This is a genomic window from Kitasatospora sp. NPDC053057, assembly GCF_044546945.1.
Taxonomy (GTDB): Bacteria; Actinomycetota; Actinomycetes; order Streptomycetales; family Streptomycetaceae; genus Kitasatospora.
The window spans coordinates 1-14,053 of sequence record NZ_JBITZP010000017.1 but is presented as its reverse complement, the minus strand read 5'-3'; the positions used below and the strand labels follow the sequence as shown (position 1 = coordinate 14,053).

Below are 14,053 nucleotides of genomic sequence, written 5' to 3'. Positions count from 1 at the left end.
CCCGGTGGACCATCCGACCCGCCTGAACATGTCGATCCATGTTCACCGCAGATGTTGACCCTGAAGGCCAGGCGTGTTTGATTGTGTCGGAATTCGCTCCCGCTTGCTGACATCACCGCCGGCGGGAACCCACCCCGCGCACGAGGCATGGAGCTGAACAGATGATCGACGAGGCCGCCACCGACTTCGAGGCCGTCCACGCGGCACGGCCGAGCGGCGTCTGGGCCGCCCCCGGCCGGGTGAACCTGATCGGCGAACACACCGACTACAACGACGGCTTCGTCCTGCCGATCGCCCTTCCGCACACCACCCGGGTCAGCGCCCGCCGCCGGACGGACGGACGGCTGCGGCTGTACAGCGCCCAGGGCGACGGCACGGTCACCGACCTGGCGCTGGAGGGACTGGCGCCCGGCGCCGTGGCGAGCTGGGCGAGCTACCCGGCCGGGGTCTTCTGGGCGCTCGCCGAGGCGGGCCACCCCGTCGGCGGGGCCGACCTGTTCGTCGACAGCGACGTGCCGAGCGGGGCCGGGCTCTCCTCCTCGGCCGCCCTGGAGTGCGCGGCGGCCGCAGCCCTGAACGACCTGTACGAACTGGGCCTGACCGCGCCGGAACTCGCCCTGATCGCCCAACGGGCGGAGAACGCCTTCGTCGGTGTGCCCTGCGGGGTGATGGATCAGATGGCCTCCGCCTGCTGCACGGACGGCACCGCGCTGTTCCTCGACACCCGGACGCTGGAGCAGCGGCACGTGCCGTTCGACCTGGCGACGGCGGGGCTGCGGCTGCTGGTGATCGACACCCGGGTCAAGCACGACCTCGGCGACGGCGCCTACGCGGCCCTGCGGGCCGGCTGCGAGCGCGCCGCGGGCCTGCTCGGGCTGCCCGCGCTGCGCGACCTCCCGGCCGCCGACCTGGCCCCAGCCCTGGACCGGCTGCCCGGTGAACTCCGGCCGCTGGTACGGCACGTGGTGACCGAGAACGGGCGCGTGCTGGAGACGATCGACCACCTGGGCCGCGGTGAGCTCGCGGCGCTGGGGCCCGTCCTGACGGCCGGACACGCCTCGCTGCGTGACGACTTCCGGGTCTCCTGCCCGGAGACGGACCTCGCAGTGGGGGCCGCCGTCGCCGCCGGGGCGTTGGGCGCCCGGATGACCGGCGGCGGCTTCGGCGGCTCCGTCATCGCGCTGGTCGAGGCCGCGGACCTGGCGGCGGTCTCCGAGGCGGTGCGGTCGGCCTTCCGTTCGGCGGGCTTCGCCGCACCTGTCACCTTCACCGCGGTGCCCTCCGCGGGCGCCCGGCGGGTGGCCTGACCCGGCCGCCCGCCGACCCGGCCGCCCGCTCGGGCGAACGCTGAGCGGCCGGCCACTCGGCCGCCCTTCCGGCGGCCGACCGCCCAGCCGGCCGCCCGGCCGCCCGCTCAGCCGCCCGCCGGGACGACGACCAGCTCGCCGACCGCCTCGGCGACCACCTCGCGGGCGGTCGCCGGGAGGGCGTCGTCGGTGACGAAGCAGTCGACCTCCGCCAGGGTCGCGAAGCTGCTCAGCCCGACCACGCCCCACTTGGTGTGGTCCGCGACCACGACCGTGCGGCGTGCCGAGGCGATCAGGGCCCGATTGGTCTGCGCTTCGGCCAGGTTGGGCGTGGTGAGGCCGGCCTGCTCGCTCACCCCGTGCACGCCGAGGATCAGCAGGTCCACGTGCAGCGAGCGGATCGTCTGGTCGGCCAGCGCCCCCACCAGGGCCGCCGAGCGGGTGGGCGATCCACCGGTCAGCAGCAGCGACGGGACGGTCTCCCTCCCGTCGCTTCCCGCTGCCCAGAGCAGGTCCGCGATCCGCAGCGAGTTGGTCACCACCGTCAGCTCCGGGACCTCCAGGAGCCGGGCGGCGACCGCGTAGGTCGTGGTCCCGGCCGAGAGGGCCACCACGCTGCCCGGCTCCACCAGCTTGACCGCGGCGTCCGCGAGCGCGGCCTTGGTGCCCTCCTCCAGTCCGGACTTGGCGTCGAAGCCGGGTTCGAAGGTGCTCGCCGTCCCGGTGGCCACCGCGCCGCCGTGGACCTTCTCCACGGTGCCCTGACGGACCAGCGCGTCGAGGTCCCGGCGGATGGTCATGTCGGACACGCCGAACTGCTCGACCAGTTCGGCGACCCGGACCGCGCCGGCCCGGCGGATCGCCTCCAGGATCAATGCCTGGCGCTGGGCGGCGAGCAACGTCTGGTCAGCCACGGAGGACCTTTCGATCGAACGAGCACGTACGGCTTGGGCGTTCTCGTCGGCGACCGGGAACGCGGCCGGGTCCTGCGGGAGTCATTATCCCAGCACCGCCGGCCGACTGTCCCCCCGGTACCGGTCTGGGAAGCGGGCCGCCGGTGCCGCGTTCGGTCGCGGCACCGGCGGTTCGGAGTGGTCGGTCTCCCGGCCGCGAGGCCGGTCCGAGGGGCTCCTCAGGCCGGGAGGCCGACCGCGCGGTCGCGGTTGCGGCGCTGTTGGATGACGACGGCGGCGACCAGCAGGGCGCCCTGGGCGACGTTCTGCCAGAAGGAGTTGATGCCCTGGACGGTGAGGCCGTTCTGCAGTGCGCCGAGCAGCGCGACGGCGAGCAGGGTGCCGCCGATGCCGCCCTTGCCGCCCTTGAGGGCGCAGCCGCCGAGGGCGGCCGCGGTGATCGACTGCAGCTCCAGGCCCTCGCTGCCGGAGACGGGCTGGCCGCTGCCGGTGCGGGCGGTCAGCAGCACGCCGGCGAGGGCGGCGACGGTGCCGGAGAGGGCGTAGGCGGCGATCAGGTACTTGTTGAGGTTGATGCCGGCCAGACGGGCGGCGGTGTCGTTGCCGCCGATGGCGTAGACGTTGCGGCCGATGTCGGTGTACGTGAGCAGGGTGTGCACGGCGATGGCGGTGAGGATCAGCAGCCAGACCATGGTGGGCAGGCCGGCGATCCGGCCCCGGCTGAGGAAGACGAAGACCGGGTCGTTGAGCACGTAGCCCTGGGCCCGGCCGTCCGAGACGAGTTGGGCGACGCCCTTGTAGGCGGCCAGTCCGGCGAGGGTGGCGATGGTCGGGTTGACCCGGCCGTAGACGATGACGACGCCGTTGAACAGGCCGATGCCGGCGCCGATGGCGAGGGCGGCGCCGATGCCGAGGTAGGGGTTGGCGCCGGTGGAGGTGAAGACCATCGCGCTGGTGACGGAGGCCAGGCCGGCCTGGGAGCCGACCGAGATGTCCAGGCCGCCACAGATGATCACCACGGTCTGGACGACGGCCAGCAGTCCGGAGATGGTGGCGGCCTCGGCGATGACCTGGACGTTGTCCCAGCCGACGAAGTTCGGGTTGAGCCAGCCGAACAGGGCGACGACGGCGACGAGGGCGCCGATCAGGCTGAGGTTCTGGCCACCGACCGCGGCGAGCAGGGCGCGCGGGCCACCGGACCGGGCGTTCACGGCTCCGGCGTCCGGCACGGGGGCGGTCGGGGGAGTGGTGGTGGTCATGCGCCCACCTCGCCGCGCTCGGCAGGGGCACTTGCCCACGCGCGCCTTTCGATGGTTCGCTCGCTGCGCTCGTTCACTGGGTCTCTCCGGTCTGGGCGGGGGCGGTGGTGGCCAGGTCATCGGCCATGGCGAGGGCGAGGACGGCCTCCTCGGTGGCCTGCTCGCGGATGAGCTCGCCGGTGGTGCGGCCGTTCTGCATCACCACGACCCGGTCGGCGAGGCCGAGCACTTCGGGCAGTTCGGAGGAGATGACCAGGACGGCGGTGCCGGAGCGGGCGAGGTCGGCGATGATCTGGTAGATCTCGGCCTTGGCGCCGATGTCGACGCCACGGGTGGGTTCGTCGAGGATCAGCAGGTCGGGCCTGCGGGCGAGCCAGCGGGCCAGGACGACCTTCTGCTGGTTGCCGCCGGACAGGGTGCGGACCTCCGCCTCGACGGATGGGGCGCGGACCCGCAGCCGGTCGGCGTACTCCTGGGCGAGGTCCTTCTCCTGACGGCGCCTGACGAACCGCCAGCGGCTGAGCCGGCCCAGGCTGACCAGCGAGGTGTTGTCCCGGATCGTGCGGTGCAGGAACAGCGCCTGGGTCTTGCGCTCCTCGGGAGCCAGGCCGATGCCCGCGGCGATGGCGTCGCCGGGGTTCCTCAGCCGCAGGACTTCGCCGTTGAGGGTCACCGTGCCGTAGCGGATCGGGGCGTCGCCCGCCAGGGCGAGGGCGAGTTCGGACCGTCCGGCGCCGATCAGGCCGGCCAGCGCGACGACCTCGCCCGCCCGGACCCGCAGGTTGATGCCGCGCACGTCGTCGGTGCCGAGGTCCTCGACGTCCAGGACGACCCGATCGGTGGCGACCTGCTGGCGGACGAACAGCGAGGACAGGTCGCGGCCGACCATGAGCCGTACGAGTTCGCCCTCGCCGGTGGCGCCGGCCTGGACCACGCCGGCCACCCGGCCGTCGCGCAACACGGCGATGCGGTCGGCGAGCCGGAAGATCTCCTTCATCCGGTGGGAGACGTAGATGACCGCGATGCCCTCGTCGCGCAGGCGTCCGATCAGGGCGAACAGGGCCTCGACCTCGTGCTCGGAGAGCGAGGAGGTGGGCTCGTCGAAGGCGATCGCGCGCGGCGGGACGGCGCCGGTCAGGGCGCGCATGATCTCGACCAACTGGCGCTGGGCGGCGGTGAGTTCGGAGCCGAGCAGGGTGGGGTCGAGGACCTTGTCGAAGCCGAGGCGGCGCAGGTCGGCGACGATCCGGCGGTGCAGCCCGGCGCGGTCCAGGCGGCGCAGCCGGGTGCGGGGCAGCGCGCCGGCGTAGACGTTCTCGGCGACCGGGACGTGCGGGATGATCTCGGGTTCCTGCGGGATGATCCGGATCCCGGCCCGGCGGGCGTCCTGTGGGGAGTTCAGGTCCAGCGGCCGGCCGTCCAGCAGGACGCGTCCCTCGGTGGGGCGGTGGTCCCCGGTGAGGATGCGCAGCAGGGTCGACTTGCCTGCGCCGTTCTCGCCCATCAGGGCGGTGACCTGGCCGGGCGGGAAGGTGAGGGTGACGTCCGTCAGCGCTTGGACGGCGCCGAAGCGCTTGGACACGCCCTCGGCGCTCAGGCCGGCCGAGCCGTCCGGTGGCGGGAGGGGCGGGGAATCAGGTGGGGTCATCGGGGCCTCGTTGGCGGTGCGGTGCGGACGGTCTTGGGGAGCGTCGGGGGTGCGGCGGGGCCGGATCAGCCCTGCCGCACCGCCGGCTCGGCGCTACGTCGGATGCGGCGTCAGCTGCAGGACACGCCCGCGGACTGCCAGGTCGCGGCGTCGACCATCTTGGTCGGGGCGAAGGCCTCCTTGGGGAAGTCCTTGCCGTTCTTGAGCTTGTCGTACATCGTCTGCACCGACAGGGCGCCGACGTCCTTGCCGTTGATGAACAGGGCGGCCTTCATGCCGGAGGGCTTGCCGGAGGCCCAGTCCTTGCACGCCAGGTAGGCGCCCAGGCCGACGCCGTCGATGTCGTCGGGGCTGACCCCGGCGTTCTGCAGGGCGGTGACGGCGCCCTGGACGTTCTCGTCGTTGCAGCCCCACACCACCCAGTGCTTGACGCCGGCGTTGGCGGTGATGGTGGCGGCCACCTTGTCCTGCGCGCCGGTCGGCGTGTTGTCGGTGGCCACATCGATGTTCTGCACGCCCGGCGCGGCCTGGTCAAAGGCGCTCTTGGCGGCCTTGACGCGGTCGCCGCAGACCGTCACGTCCTGCTTCCAGGCGGAGATGATCCTGGTGTCGGCCGCGTTCCAGCCGGCCTTCTTGAACTCCTCCGCGGCGCGCTGGCCGACCTGCTGGCCCATCTGCTGGCCGGAGAACCCGATCCGGGGCACCAGGTCGCCCGCGGCGCACTGGGTCGGGGAGGGGCCGTTCGCACAGACCTGGTCGTCGGAGGTGAGCAGGGCGGCCTTGGCGTCCCGGGCGGTCTGGACGACCTGCGGGCCGACCGCCGGGTCCGGCACCACGATGATCAGGCCGTTGCTCTTCTGGGCGATCGCGGCCTGCACCTCGCCGACCGTCTTGTTGGCGTCGTTGCCGAGGTTGACGACCTTCAGGTCGGCGCCCAGCTCGGCCGCCTTGGCCTTGGCGCCGGCGGCCTCGTCCACGAAGTACTGCTGGTCACCCTGCTTCTGCAGGTAGGTGATCGAGACCTTGCCGGAGACCGGGGCCACCGAGGCGTCGGCGCCGGAGGAGGAGGTCTGTCCGGTGGAACAGGCCGTCAGACCGAAGGCGGTGACCAGGCTCAGTGTGGCGAGCGAGGCCAGGCGGCCACGGGGGGAGAGGTGCATGGTGGGGCTCCTGAGGGTGGGGGCCGATCAGCCAGTAGCAACAGAATCGATCAGAAAGCGTCGGAATCAAACGCGACGGAGCAAAAGAAAACGCCCGGTTCAGGCCTGAGTCAAGCTCAGCTTTGCCTCCGGGGCGGTTTCGAAACCGTCTCGTAATGCCCACCGGTCCTCGCGGGCGCGCTGCGCACTCCGTCGGAGGGCCTGACGGTTGTCCTGGTCAGGGCTGCTCAACGGGGGAGCGCTCGGGCTCACTTGTCTACCGGTCGGTAGACAGGCGCCCGGGACAGCTTCGGTCAAAGCCGAGACGGCGTCAATAGCCCGGCACTCGGCCCGCTTGGACGACCCGGGGCCGCGTCGAGCGGCGCTTCCGGGGTGTTGATTGGTGTTGGAAGTTGCGGCTAGGCTCCCGCCATAGCCGGAACGCCCGTCAGACGCACGACGGCCCCGACCGCGCAGTGCGGGCCGGAGCCGTCGGATGCTGGAGGACCCAAGGACAGCCCACCCGCTGGGTTTCCTGGGCGCCCGGTGGACGCCTGGTGGGTGGTCCGCTCGACGGGCAGGACTTCACTGCCCGGCTGCGCTGCACCCGCACCTGGATCCACACTCCCGAGCACGGCTGGCGCGTCATCGCCGCCCACGTCAGCCACGCCTGAGAGCGCTCGTCAGGTCCAGAGCTGGGCGTCCTTGTTGTAGGTGTAGTCGAGGACGTCGGAGTAGCCCGCCCGGTAGTAGTCCCACGTCCCGTCGTCCGCCACCACGGCCACCGGCTGCCCGGTGTTGTTGACGATCGAGGCGGCGTGGTCGGCCACGGTCTGGCCCCAGCCGGATCCGTTCCCCCAGTGGGAGAAGTGGGCGTTTCTCAGGTCGACGGTCTGCCCGGGCGACCAGTCCTCCCACGAGCCCCAGCCGTACTGCGGCGAGTTGAAGTACAGGCACACGTTGCCGTTCGGGCAGGCCTCCGCCCCGCCCGGCGGGGTGGCGGCGGACGCGCCCCCCGTCGTCAGACCCAGCGCGCCGAGCGTCAGCGCCCCCACCGCCGCAACCTTGCCCGTACGACGTCCGATCCTGATGCGCATGGCGTCCCCTCCCAGTGGTGTGGTGCACGGCGAAACGGGCGGCCTCCGGCCGAACCCGGGCAAGGTTTGCACGATTGCCCGTGCCCCGCCAGAAGTTCAGACGGTTCCGCTTGTGCAGACAAACGGCTGACCCCGACGTCCCGGGACAGGTCCGGGGACGTCCGGGGACGTCCCGGGGACGGCGAAGCGTGGTGGTCCTGACCAGGCCCCTCCTAGCGTGGCGGTCGACGGGTCCGTCGAATCGCGGACCCCGCCCGAACACGAGGAGAACCGTGGCCATCCACTCCCTGGTCAAGCGCACCGCCCTGCTGGCGGCGTCCGCCGCCGTGGCCGTGACGACGCTCGCCGGCACCGCCAGTGCCAACACCCAGGCCGAAAGTGTCGGCGACGGCTATTCCGACAGCCGCGACGCCGTGCTGTGCGTCCAGCACGACATCAACTACTTCAACCGGAACGGCTGGAACCCGCAGATCGCGGAGGACGGCTACTGGGGCCCGATCACCAAGCAGGCCGTGATCGACATGCAGTACAAGCTGATCAGCTCCGCGAAGTACACCGACGGCATCGTGGGACCCCGCACCGGTGACCTGCTGCTGAGCTACGGCGACCCGGGGTGGGAGGGCAAGTGCCGCCCCATCCTGCCCACCACCTCCTGACCGAGCACCACTGCCCGCTGCCCTCGCGCCGTCAGCGGACGCGAGGGCAGCGGCGGGCCCGACCCGTCGTCAATCCGGCGGTTCGTTAGAGTTCGAACATGGATCGCATGCCCGGACACCCGCCCAGGACGCTGCCGGTGCTGGAGACCGCTCTCGTCCGCCTGCGGGACCACCGCGCCGACGACCTCGACGCCATGCGCTCGGTCTGGGGCGACGCGGACGGAATGCGCCACCTCTCCACCGGCGTCATGGACGACACCCGGATCCGGCGCAGGCTCGACGAGGCCGTGACGACCGCCGCCGCCGTGCCGCGCCGCCACTACCAGCTCGCCGCGTGCCTCCACGGCGACGACCGCCCCGTCGGCGGCATCCGCCTCGACATCGAGGACGCCACCACCGGCTACTCCGGCGTCTTCACCATGGCCCGCCACCTGCGCGGCTCCGGCTGCGCCCCCGACATCGGCTGGCTCATGCTCAAGCTCGCCTTCGCCGAACTCGGCCTCACCCGGGTATGGAGCATGACGTCCGTGGACAACACCGACGCCGTCCGCGCGATCACCCGCTTCGGCTTCACCCCCACCGGCGAGACCGAACGCTACTTCGCCGAGGCCGACACCACCATGCGCCTGGTCACCGGCCGGGTCCGCCTCCGCGCGGCAGGTTGGTCGCGGCGCGACTGGGTTGGTCGCGGTGCCCTCGCGGGCCGGCGGTCCGCCGACCCGCGAGGGTGGTACCAACTGGTGGGTCAGACGGCCGGGTTGGTGGTGAGGAGGGCCGTGATCTCCTTGGCGAGCTGCGGGCCGAGTTCGCCCCAGCCGTCCTTGTAGCCGTAGACGCCGGCCAGGGTGCGGGCCTCGTAGTCGCCGTTCATGATCTCGATGTCGTTGGCGGTGATGAGGCCCGGGTGGGCGACGCCGACGGCGGAGGAGACCTTCAGCAGTTCCTTGCGCAGGGTGCGCAGGTAGACGGCGGCGCGGGTGGACTTGGAGGCCGGGTCGAGGCCGCGGGCCAGCCAGGGGTTCTGGGTGGCGATGCCGGTGGGGCACTTGTCGGTGTGGCACTTCTGGGCCTGGATGCAGCCGATCGACAGCATGGCCTCGCGGGCCACGTTGATCATGTCGGCGCCCAGGGCGAAGGCGACCGCGGCGTTCTCGGGCAGGCCGAGCTTGCCGGAGCCGATGAAGGTGAGTTCGTCGGTCAGCCCCTGTTCGGCGAAGGTGCCGTAGACCCGGGAGAAGCCCATCCGGAAGGGAAGTGACACCGAGTCGGCGAACATCCGCGGCGCCGCGCCGGTGCCGCCCTCGCCGCCGTCGACGGTCACGAAGTCGACGCCGCGGTCGCCGCGCGCCATGAGCGTGGCCAGCTCCTGCCAGAAGCCCATCTCGCCGACGGCGCTCTTGATGCCGACCGGCAGGCCGGTCTCGGTGGCGAGCAGTTCGACGAAGTCGAGCATCGAGTCGACGTCGCCGAACGCGGTGTGCCGCGACGGGGAGGCGCAGTCCTGGCCGACCGGGATGCCGCGGATGGCGGCGATCTCCGGGGTGACCTTCGCGCCCGGCAGCATTCCGCCGAGCCCGGGCTTGGCGCCCTGGGAGAGCTTGATCTCGATCGCCTTGACCGGCGCGCCGGCGACGACGTCCTTGAGCTTGTCGAGGTTGAAGCTGCCGTCCTCGTTGCGGCAGCCGAAGTAGGCCGTGCCGAGCTGGAGGACGAGGTCGCCGCCCTGGCGGTGGTACGGGGAGAGGCCGCCCTCGCCGGTGTTGTGCATCGTGCCGGCCTCCGCCGCGCCCTTGTTGAGCGCCGTGATGGCCGCGCCGGAGAGCGAGCCGAAGCTCATCGCCGATATGTTCACCACGCTCGCCGGCCGGAACGCCCTGGCGCGCCCGCGCGGCCCGCCCAGCACCTTGGCCGAGGGCAGTGGGGCCTGCGGGTCGTGGGTGTCGGGCAGGGCGCCGGCGAAGGTGCGCTGCTTGACGTAGGCGTGCCCCTGGACGTGCTCGACGTCGACCTCGGTGCCGAACCCGAAGTAGTTGTTCTCCTCCTTGGCCGACGCGTAGATCCAGCTGCGCTGGTCGCGGCTGAAGGGGCGCTCCTCCTCGTTGGAGGTCACGATGTACTGCCGCAGCTCCGGCCCGATCGTCTCCAACAGGTACCGGGCGTGCCCGAGCACCGGGAAGTTCCGGAGCAGCGCGTGCTTCTTCTGGATGAGGTCGCGGGCAGCCAGAAGCGCCACCGCTGTAGCGGCGGCCGCGCCGATCTTCCGGGCTTGCATGGAGGTTCCTCCTCGGTGGGCGACTCCATCGCCGTCGGTGGAGTCGTCGTGTCGTGCGTCGGGTGGTGCAGGACGTTGGGCGGCGGGCACCCAGCCGGTCGGGCAGCGGCGTCCGTCGAAGAATGCGCACTGATCGTAAGAGGCCCCCCTGACCGCTCCGCGGTCAGGGGGGCCTCCGGAGTTCCGAGGACGACGGCCGGGTCAGGCCGTGTAGTTGGCGGTGCGGTAGCCGCCGCGGGCCGTGCGCTCCACTTCCTCGTCGTCCCAGGTGTGGGGCACTGCCAGCTTCCAGCGCTTGCGCAGCACCTTGTGCTCCGCGCGGGTCCTGGTCACGTACCACTTGCCCATCCGGCACCACGCCAGCGGCTCGTTGGACTCCGTGGCCACCGCCCGCACCAGTTGTTGCGCGTGCCGGGCCACCTCCGACTCCAGGTACTGGTTCATCCGGTAGGTGGCCTGGTCGCCGTGCTGGAACATGGCGTGGTCGGAGCCTGCCGCCGTGTGCAGCCGGCCGTTCTCCAGGGCCACCGTGCCGTGGCGCGCCACCGGCTCCTGCTGGGTGTTCTGGGCGATTCCCGCGTTGAGCCGGTTCAGCAGGTCGACCTTCTCCCTGGTGGCCTCCGGGATCTGGCCGCCGCCCGTACCGCCCTGGGCGGAGTACACCTCGTGCAGGTCGTAGTCCCCGGTGTAGAGGTACTGCTTCCAGTTCGGATCGGTCTTCAGGGCGGCCATGGCGGGCCCGCCGCCCGCCTGCCGCATGTCGAGCGGTACGTACGGCTCACCGTTGGCGCCGTTCTGCACGATCCCGGGGGCGAGCGTCGGGGGCGGGTTGTCGATCCGCACACCGAGCAGGCCCTGGGCGCCCCAGTGGCCGACGAAGCCGCTCAGGTCGTTGGCCTCCAGCCAGGCCAGTACGGTCGCCGGGTCGCCCGGGGCCTGCCCGGGCCCGGTGCCGTACTTCCTGCGGACGGAGTCGGGCTTGATCGACTTCTCCAGGATGGTGTGCGGCTTGGCCTTGGCGCCTTCCGCGATCCGCCGGATCGAGAACTCGCCGGTCTCCCGGACGGCGATGGTGTATTTGTGCTTCTTGCACACCGCCGAGATGGCATCCCAGTGGTCCTGCCACACGATGTTCCGGAGGTCGGCCGCCCGGCGGCCCGGTGTGACGGCCTGCCCGTCGTACCTGCCGGCCTCGCAGGTGGTTTCCACGTTGTTCTCGTCCAGCTGCCGCTGCACCACCGGTCGGGTGCCGGGCCGGTCGCCCGTCGCACGCTGGAGCATGCGGGCGGTCGCCGCGTTGCCGACGGTGCGCTGCAGGTCTGCGACGGACTGCGGGGATCCGGCTCCGGCTGCCGGTCTCACCCGGGCGTCGGTCCGCCGGGCCGGGCTCGCGTCGCGATGAGAATGCCCGGCCGTCTCCTGCTGTTTCCTCGCCTGCATGCCGCAACCTCCTCGGTCCCCTTCGTCCCCGTTATATCGGGAGTCGGGGCGGAGGAGGAGAGCACTTCCGGCCTTGCTCGCCCGGCGGAGCCCAAGCCGTCGCGGGGCCCGAGCCGTCGCGGAGCCCAAGCCGTCGTGGAACTCAGAGTCGCTCTTCCAGCCGGATCGCATCCTTCAGACGCTGGTACGCCTCGCCCCGCTCACCCTCCTGCTGCTCCAGCAACGCGGCGGCGATCGCGTCGAGCTTGCGCTGGATGGCGTGCTCGGCCCGGCGTTCCGAATTCTTCAGCAGGGCCAGCAGGAGCAGTGTCAACGCAACCATCGCGTCTCCGACCAGCAGCTGCACCGCCAGCGACGCACCGGCGACGTGTACGGCGACGAACGCGCCGACCAGTGCCAGACAGAGCGCGGCGAAGAGCGGTGAACTGGTGAGGTTCGACGCCAGCTCGGCCGTCTGCTCGAACCGGCCGCGGCGCCCGTCGTCACGCTTTCGCGCCGGATGCCGAAATGTCATGATCGCCTCCCACCGGTCCATCAGCCGAATCGACACGGCCGGGGTTGGACCGCTGTCCCGGAAGCGCCTGCCCGACCGGTGGATGCGCACACCACCATCCGCGGGCTCGGCGCTCTGAGCGGCCCCCTGCCCGGCCCTATCCGGCCCTGAGCCGGCGGTGGGTGCTTCGGACGATCTCGTGCCAGAACGGCGCGGCCGACAGGTAACCGCCGAGCGCGGCGAGCACGCCGAACGAGACGTCGACGCTCACCCGGCCCTGTTTGGCCCAGTACACGTCCTGCAAGTCCAGCAGCAGTGCGAACTCGTCGGTGATCAGGGCCGCGCCCGCGCCGTAGACGGCGGCCACCGCCGGGTGGCCGACCGCCCGCTCGTCGCCGCGGACGGCCACCAGGCCGACGCCGCCCAGCGCCGCGATGCCGATGTTGTAGTGGTGCAGGTGCTTCCCGCCGGCCGAGATGTTGCCCCAGGGCAGCCAGCCGCCCCTGATCCCGTGCGTGATGAAGCGCACCGTGCCGAAGGTGGTGCCGAACGCCGCCCACATCACCACCAGTGACCGCTTGGTCGGCGTCAGGTGCTGATCCGCGGCCCGCCGCCACTCCTCAGCCAGCCGCGCGATTGCCGTTGTTGCCATGCCGCCGACCTCCGACCATCGTTCGGCCCCCACGCCCGACGCTAGCCGAAGTGCCATCCACCCACCCGCCGGACCACCCCAGGCGTGCCGTCCGGACGGCCGGGTAGCCGCACACGCATGGCAGTCTTTCGCAGACCGGGCCGCTCCGAGCGACCGGGGCCTTCGGAGCCCGGAGCTTCGAGGACGGGCCCCACACCACCCAGACCCCCGAACTCCGTTCCCGCCCCCGAGGCGGGCGGCGCCGTCCCGGACACGGGCCTGGCCGAACACCTCGCCGAGCTGGTCGAGCGGGCCGAGCGGCCGGTCGGGGCCTGGCCGGCCACCGAGCGCCACGCCGAGCGAGGCCGCGCCCGGGCACTGATGGCGAAGGCGGCGCGGCTGCTGGGCAGCGGCGGCCGGGGAGCGGTCCTCGGCGGCAAGGCCCTCACCGAGCAGCTGGTACGGGCAGCCCCGCGGATCCCGATCCGTGACCTCACCACCCTGCGCGCCCAGCATCCCGGCGCCGCCGACCCCGAGCACCTGGCCGACCTACTGGTCGCCGGCGCCACCCGGGCCTCCGGCGCGCTCGGCGCGGGCGTCGGGGCGGTGGCGATGCTGCCCGTGCCGCCCGCGATGCCGGTGGAGGTCGCGGCCGAGACGCTCGCCGTGGCGGCCGTGGAACTCAAGCTGATCGCCGAGCTGCACGAGGTCTACGGCGTCCCGGTACGGGGCAGCGCCACCCAGCGGGCCGCCGCCTACCTGGGTGCCTGGGCCGACCGCCGGGGGATCGACGCGAAACTGCTGATCCGCCCGGCGGGCCTCGCGGCGCTCGCGCTCGGGGCGGAGGTTCGCCAGCGGGTGCGCCGCCGGCTCACCCGCAGCTGGATGCGCCGGCTGCCGTCGACGACCCCGCTGCTCCTCGGCGCGGGCATCGGCGCGATGGTCAACCGACGCGACACCCGGCGGCTGGCCGAGCAGGTCCGCGCCGACCTGCGCACGCGCCTGCCGGCCGACCGCGACTACTGGACCGCAGCGGGCGGAGGCTGACCGCCGGGCGCCTGGCGCCGCCGCCGGGCGCCCGGAACGCCGTTGTGGGGGGGGCCCCCCCCCCCCACCCCCGCCCCCCCCCCCCCCAACGCGGCGGCGGACCCAGAAATAAGCCCCCCCCGACCAGCGGCGCGCGCGGGGGCGGCGGCG

The 14,053-nt window shown here is 72.4% G+C and carries 13 protein-coding genes; 4 read left to right on the top strand and 9 right to left on the bottom strand.

What is annotated here, in order from left to right:
• The first annotated feature begins 161 nt into the window (after nt 1-161).
• The gene (gene galK / locus ACIG5E_RS19175) at nt 162-1,307 is read left to right on the top strand and encodes a galactokinase (RefSeq protein ID WP_396534703.1); all 1,146 of its coding nucleotides are present in this window, start codon (nt 162-164) and stop codon (nt 1,305-1,307) included.
• Between the two features lie 107 nt (nt 1,308-1,414).
• Here galK and ACIG5E_RS19170 read toward each other — a convergent pair whose 3' ends face one another.
• The 5 genes from ACIG5E_RS19170 to ACIG5E_RS19150 form a co-directional block, all read right to left on the bottom strand.
• The gene (locus ACIG5E_RS19170) at nt 1,415-2,221 is read right to left on the bottom strand and encodes a DeoR/GlpR family DNA-binding transcription regulator (protein ID WP_396534701.1); all 807 of its coding nucleotides are present in this window, start codon (nt 2,219-2,221) and stop codon (nt 1,415-1,417) included.
• A gap of 218 nt (nt 2,222-2,439) precedes the next feature.
• Entirely contained in the window at nt 2,440-3,480 is a 1,041-nt protein-coding gene (locus ACIG5E_RS19165; protein WP_396534699.1) for an ABC transporter permease, read from the bottom strand.
• Between the two features lie 73 nt (nt 3,481-3,553).
• Entirely contained in the window at nt 3,554-5,128 is a 1,575-nt protein-coding gene (locus tag ACIG5E_RS19160) for a sugar ABC transporter ATP-binding protein (protein WP_396534697.1), read from the bottom strand.
• Nucleotides 5,129-5,238: 110 nt separating this feature from the next.
• Nucleotides 5,239-6,288, bottom strand: coding sequence for a substrate-binding domain-containing protein (locus ACIG5E_RS19155; protein WP_396534695.1), 1,050 nt, complete (start codon nt 6,286-6,288; stop codon nt 5,239-5,241).
• A gap of 662 nt (nt 6,289-6,950) precedes the next feature.
• The gene (locus ACIG5E_RS19150; RefSeq protein WP_396534693.1) at nt 6,951-7,364 is read right to left on the bottom strand and encodes a peptidase inhibitor family I36 protein; all 414 of its coding nucleotides are present in this window, start codon (nt 7,362-7,364) and stop codon (nt 6,951-6,953) included.
• Nucleotides 7,365-7,636: 272 nt separating this feature from the next.
• Between ACIG5E_RS19150 and ACIG5E_RS19145 the strand changes: the two genes are divergently transcribed.
• Complete coding sequence (locus tag ACIG5E_RS19145) at nt 7,637-8,020, top strand: peptidoglycan-binding domain-containing protein (protein ID WP_396534691.1); 384 nt, start codon at nt 7,637-7,639, stop codon at nt 8,018-8,020.
• 98 nt (nt 8,021-8,118) lie between these two features.
• Nucleotides 8,119-8,847 (top strand): GNAT family N-acetyltransferase, encoded by a 729-nt coding sequence (locus ACIG5E_RS19140; RefSeq protein WP_396534689.1) that lies wholly within the window; start codon nt 8,119-8,121, stop codon nt 8,845-8,847.
• Here ACIG5E_RS19140 and ACIG5E_RS19135 read toward each other — a convergent pair.
• The 4 genes from ACIG5E_RS19135 to ACIG5E_RS19120 form a co-directional block, all read right to left on the bottom strand.
• The gene (locus tag ACIG5E_RS19135; RefSeq protein ID WP_396534687.1) at nt 8,766-10,292 is read right to left on the bottom strand and encodes an FMN-binding glutamate synthase family protein; all 1,527 of its coding nucleotides are present in this window, start codon (nt 10,290-10,292) and stop codon (nt 8,766-8,768) included. The two genes, ACIG5E_RS19140 and ACIG5E_RS19135, sit on opposite strands and share 82 nt — an antisense overlap.
• Nucleotides 10,293-10,493: 201 nt before the next feature.
• Nucleotides 10,494-11,654, bottom strand: a complete 1,161-nt coding sequence (locus ACIG5E_RS19130; RefSeq protein ID WP_396534685.1) for a hypothetical protein — start codon at nt 11,652-11,654, stop codon at nt 10,494-10,496.
• Nucleotides 11,655-11,874: 220 nt separating this feature from the next.
• Nucleotides 11,875-12,282, bottom strand: a complete 408-nt coding sequence (locus tag ACIG5E_RS19125; protein WP_396534683.1) for a hypothetical protein — start codon at nt 12,280-12,282, stop codon at nt 11,875-11,877.
• Nucleotides 12,283-12,382: 100 nt separating this feature from the next.
• Nucleotides 12,383-12,877 (bottom strand): hypothetical protein, encoded by a 495-nt coding sequence (locus ACIG5E_RS19120; RefSeq protein WP_396534681.1) that lies wholly within the window; start codon nt 12,875-12,877, stop codon nt 12,383-12,385.
• A gap of 117 nt (nt 12,878-12,994) precedes the next feature.
• On the opposite strand from ACIG5E_RS19120, the gene ACIG5E_RS19115 reads away from it, so the two are divergent.
• Nucleotides 12,995-13,903 carry a hypothetical protein gene (locus ACIG5E_RS19115; protein ID WP_396534679.1) on the top strand — a complete coding sequence of 303 codons (909 nt, stop codon included), beginning with the start codon at nt 12,995-12,997 and terminating at the stop codon, nt 13,901-13,903.
• Nucleotides 13,904-14,053: the final 150 nt, after the last annotated feature.

Coding starts and splice junctions, on each gene's coding strand:
- ACIG5E_RS19120 (WP_396534681.1), bottom strand. CDS start 12,877: ATGGCAACAACGGCAATCGCGCGGCTGGCTGAGGAGTGGCGGCGGGCC.
- ACIG5E_RS19115 (WP_396534679.1), top strand. CDS start 12,995: ATGGCAGTCTTTCGCAGACCGGGCCGCTCCGAGCGACCGGGGCCTTCG.
- ACIG5E_RS19135 (WP_396534687.1), bottom strand. CDS start 10,292: ATGCAAGCCCGGAAGATCGGCGCGGCCGCCGCTACAGCGGTGGCGCTT.
- ACIG5E_RS19165 (WP_396534699.1), bottom strand. CDS start 3,480: ATGACCACCACCACTCCCCCGACCGCCCCCGTGCCGGACGCCGGAGCC.
- ACIG5E_RS19150 (WP_396534693.1), bottom strand. CDS start 7,364: ATGCGCATCAGGATCGGACGTCGTACGGGCAAGGTTGCGGCGGTGGGG.
- ACIG5E_RS19160 (WP_396534697.1), bottom strand. CDS start 5,128: ATGACCCCACCTGATTCCCCGCCCCTCCCGCCACCGGACGGCTCGGCC.
- ACIG5E_RS19140 (WP_396534689.1), top strand. CDS start 8,119: ATGGATCGCATGCCCGGACACCCGCCCAGGACGCTGCCGGTGCTGGAG.
- ACIG5E_RS19155 (WP_396534695.1), bottom strand. CDS start 6,288: ATGCACCTCTCCCCCCGTGGCCGCCTGGCCTCGCTCGCCACACTGAGC.
- galK (WP_396534703.1), top strand. CDS start 162: ATGATCGACGAGGCCGCCACCGACTTCGAGGCCGTCCACGCGGCACGG.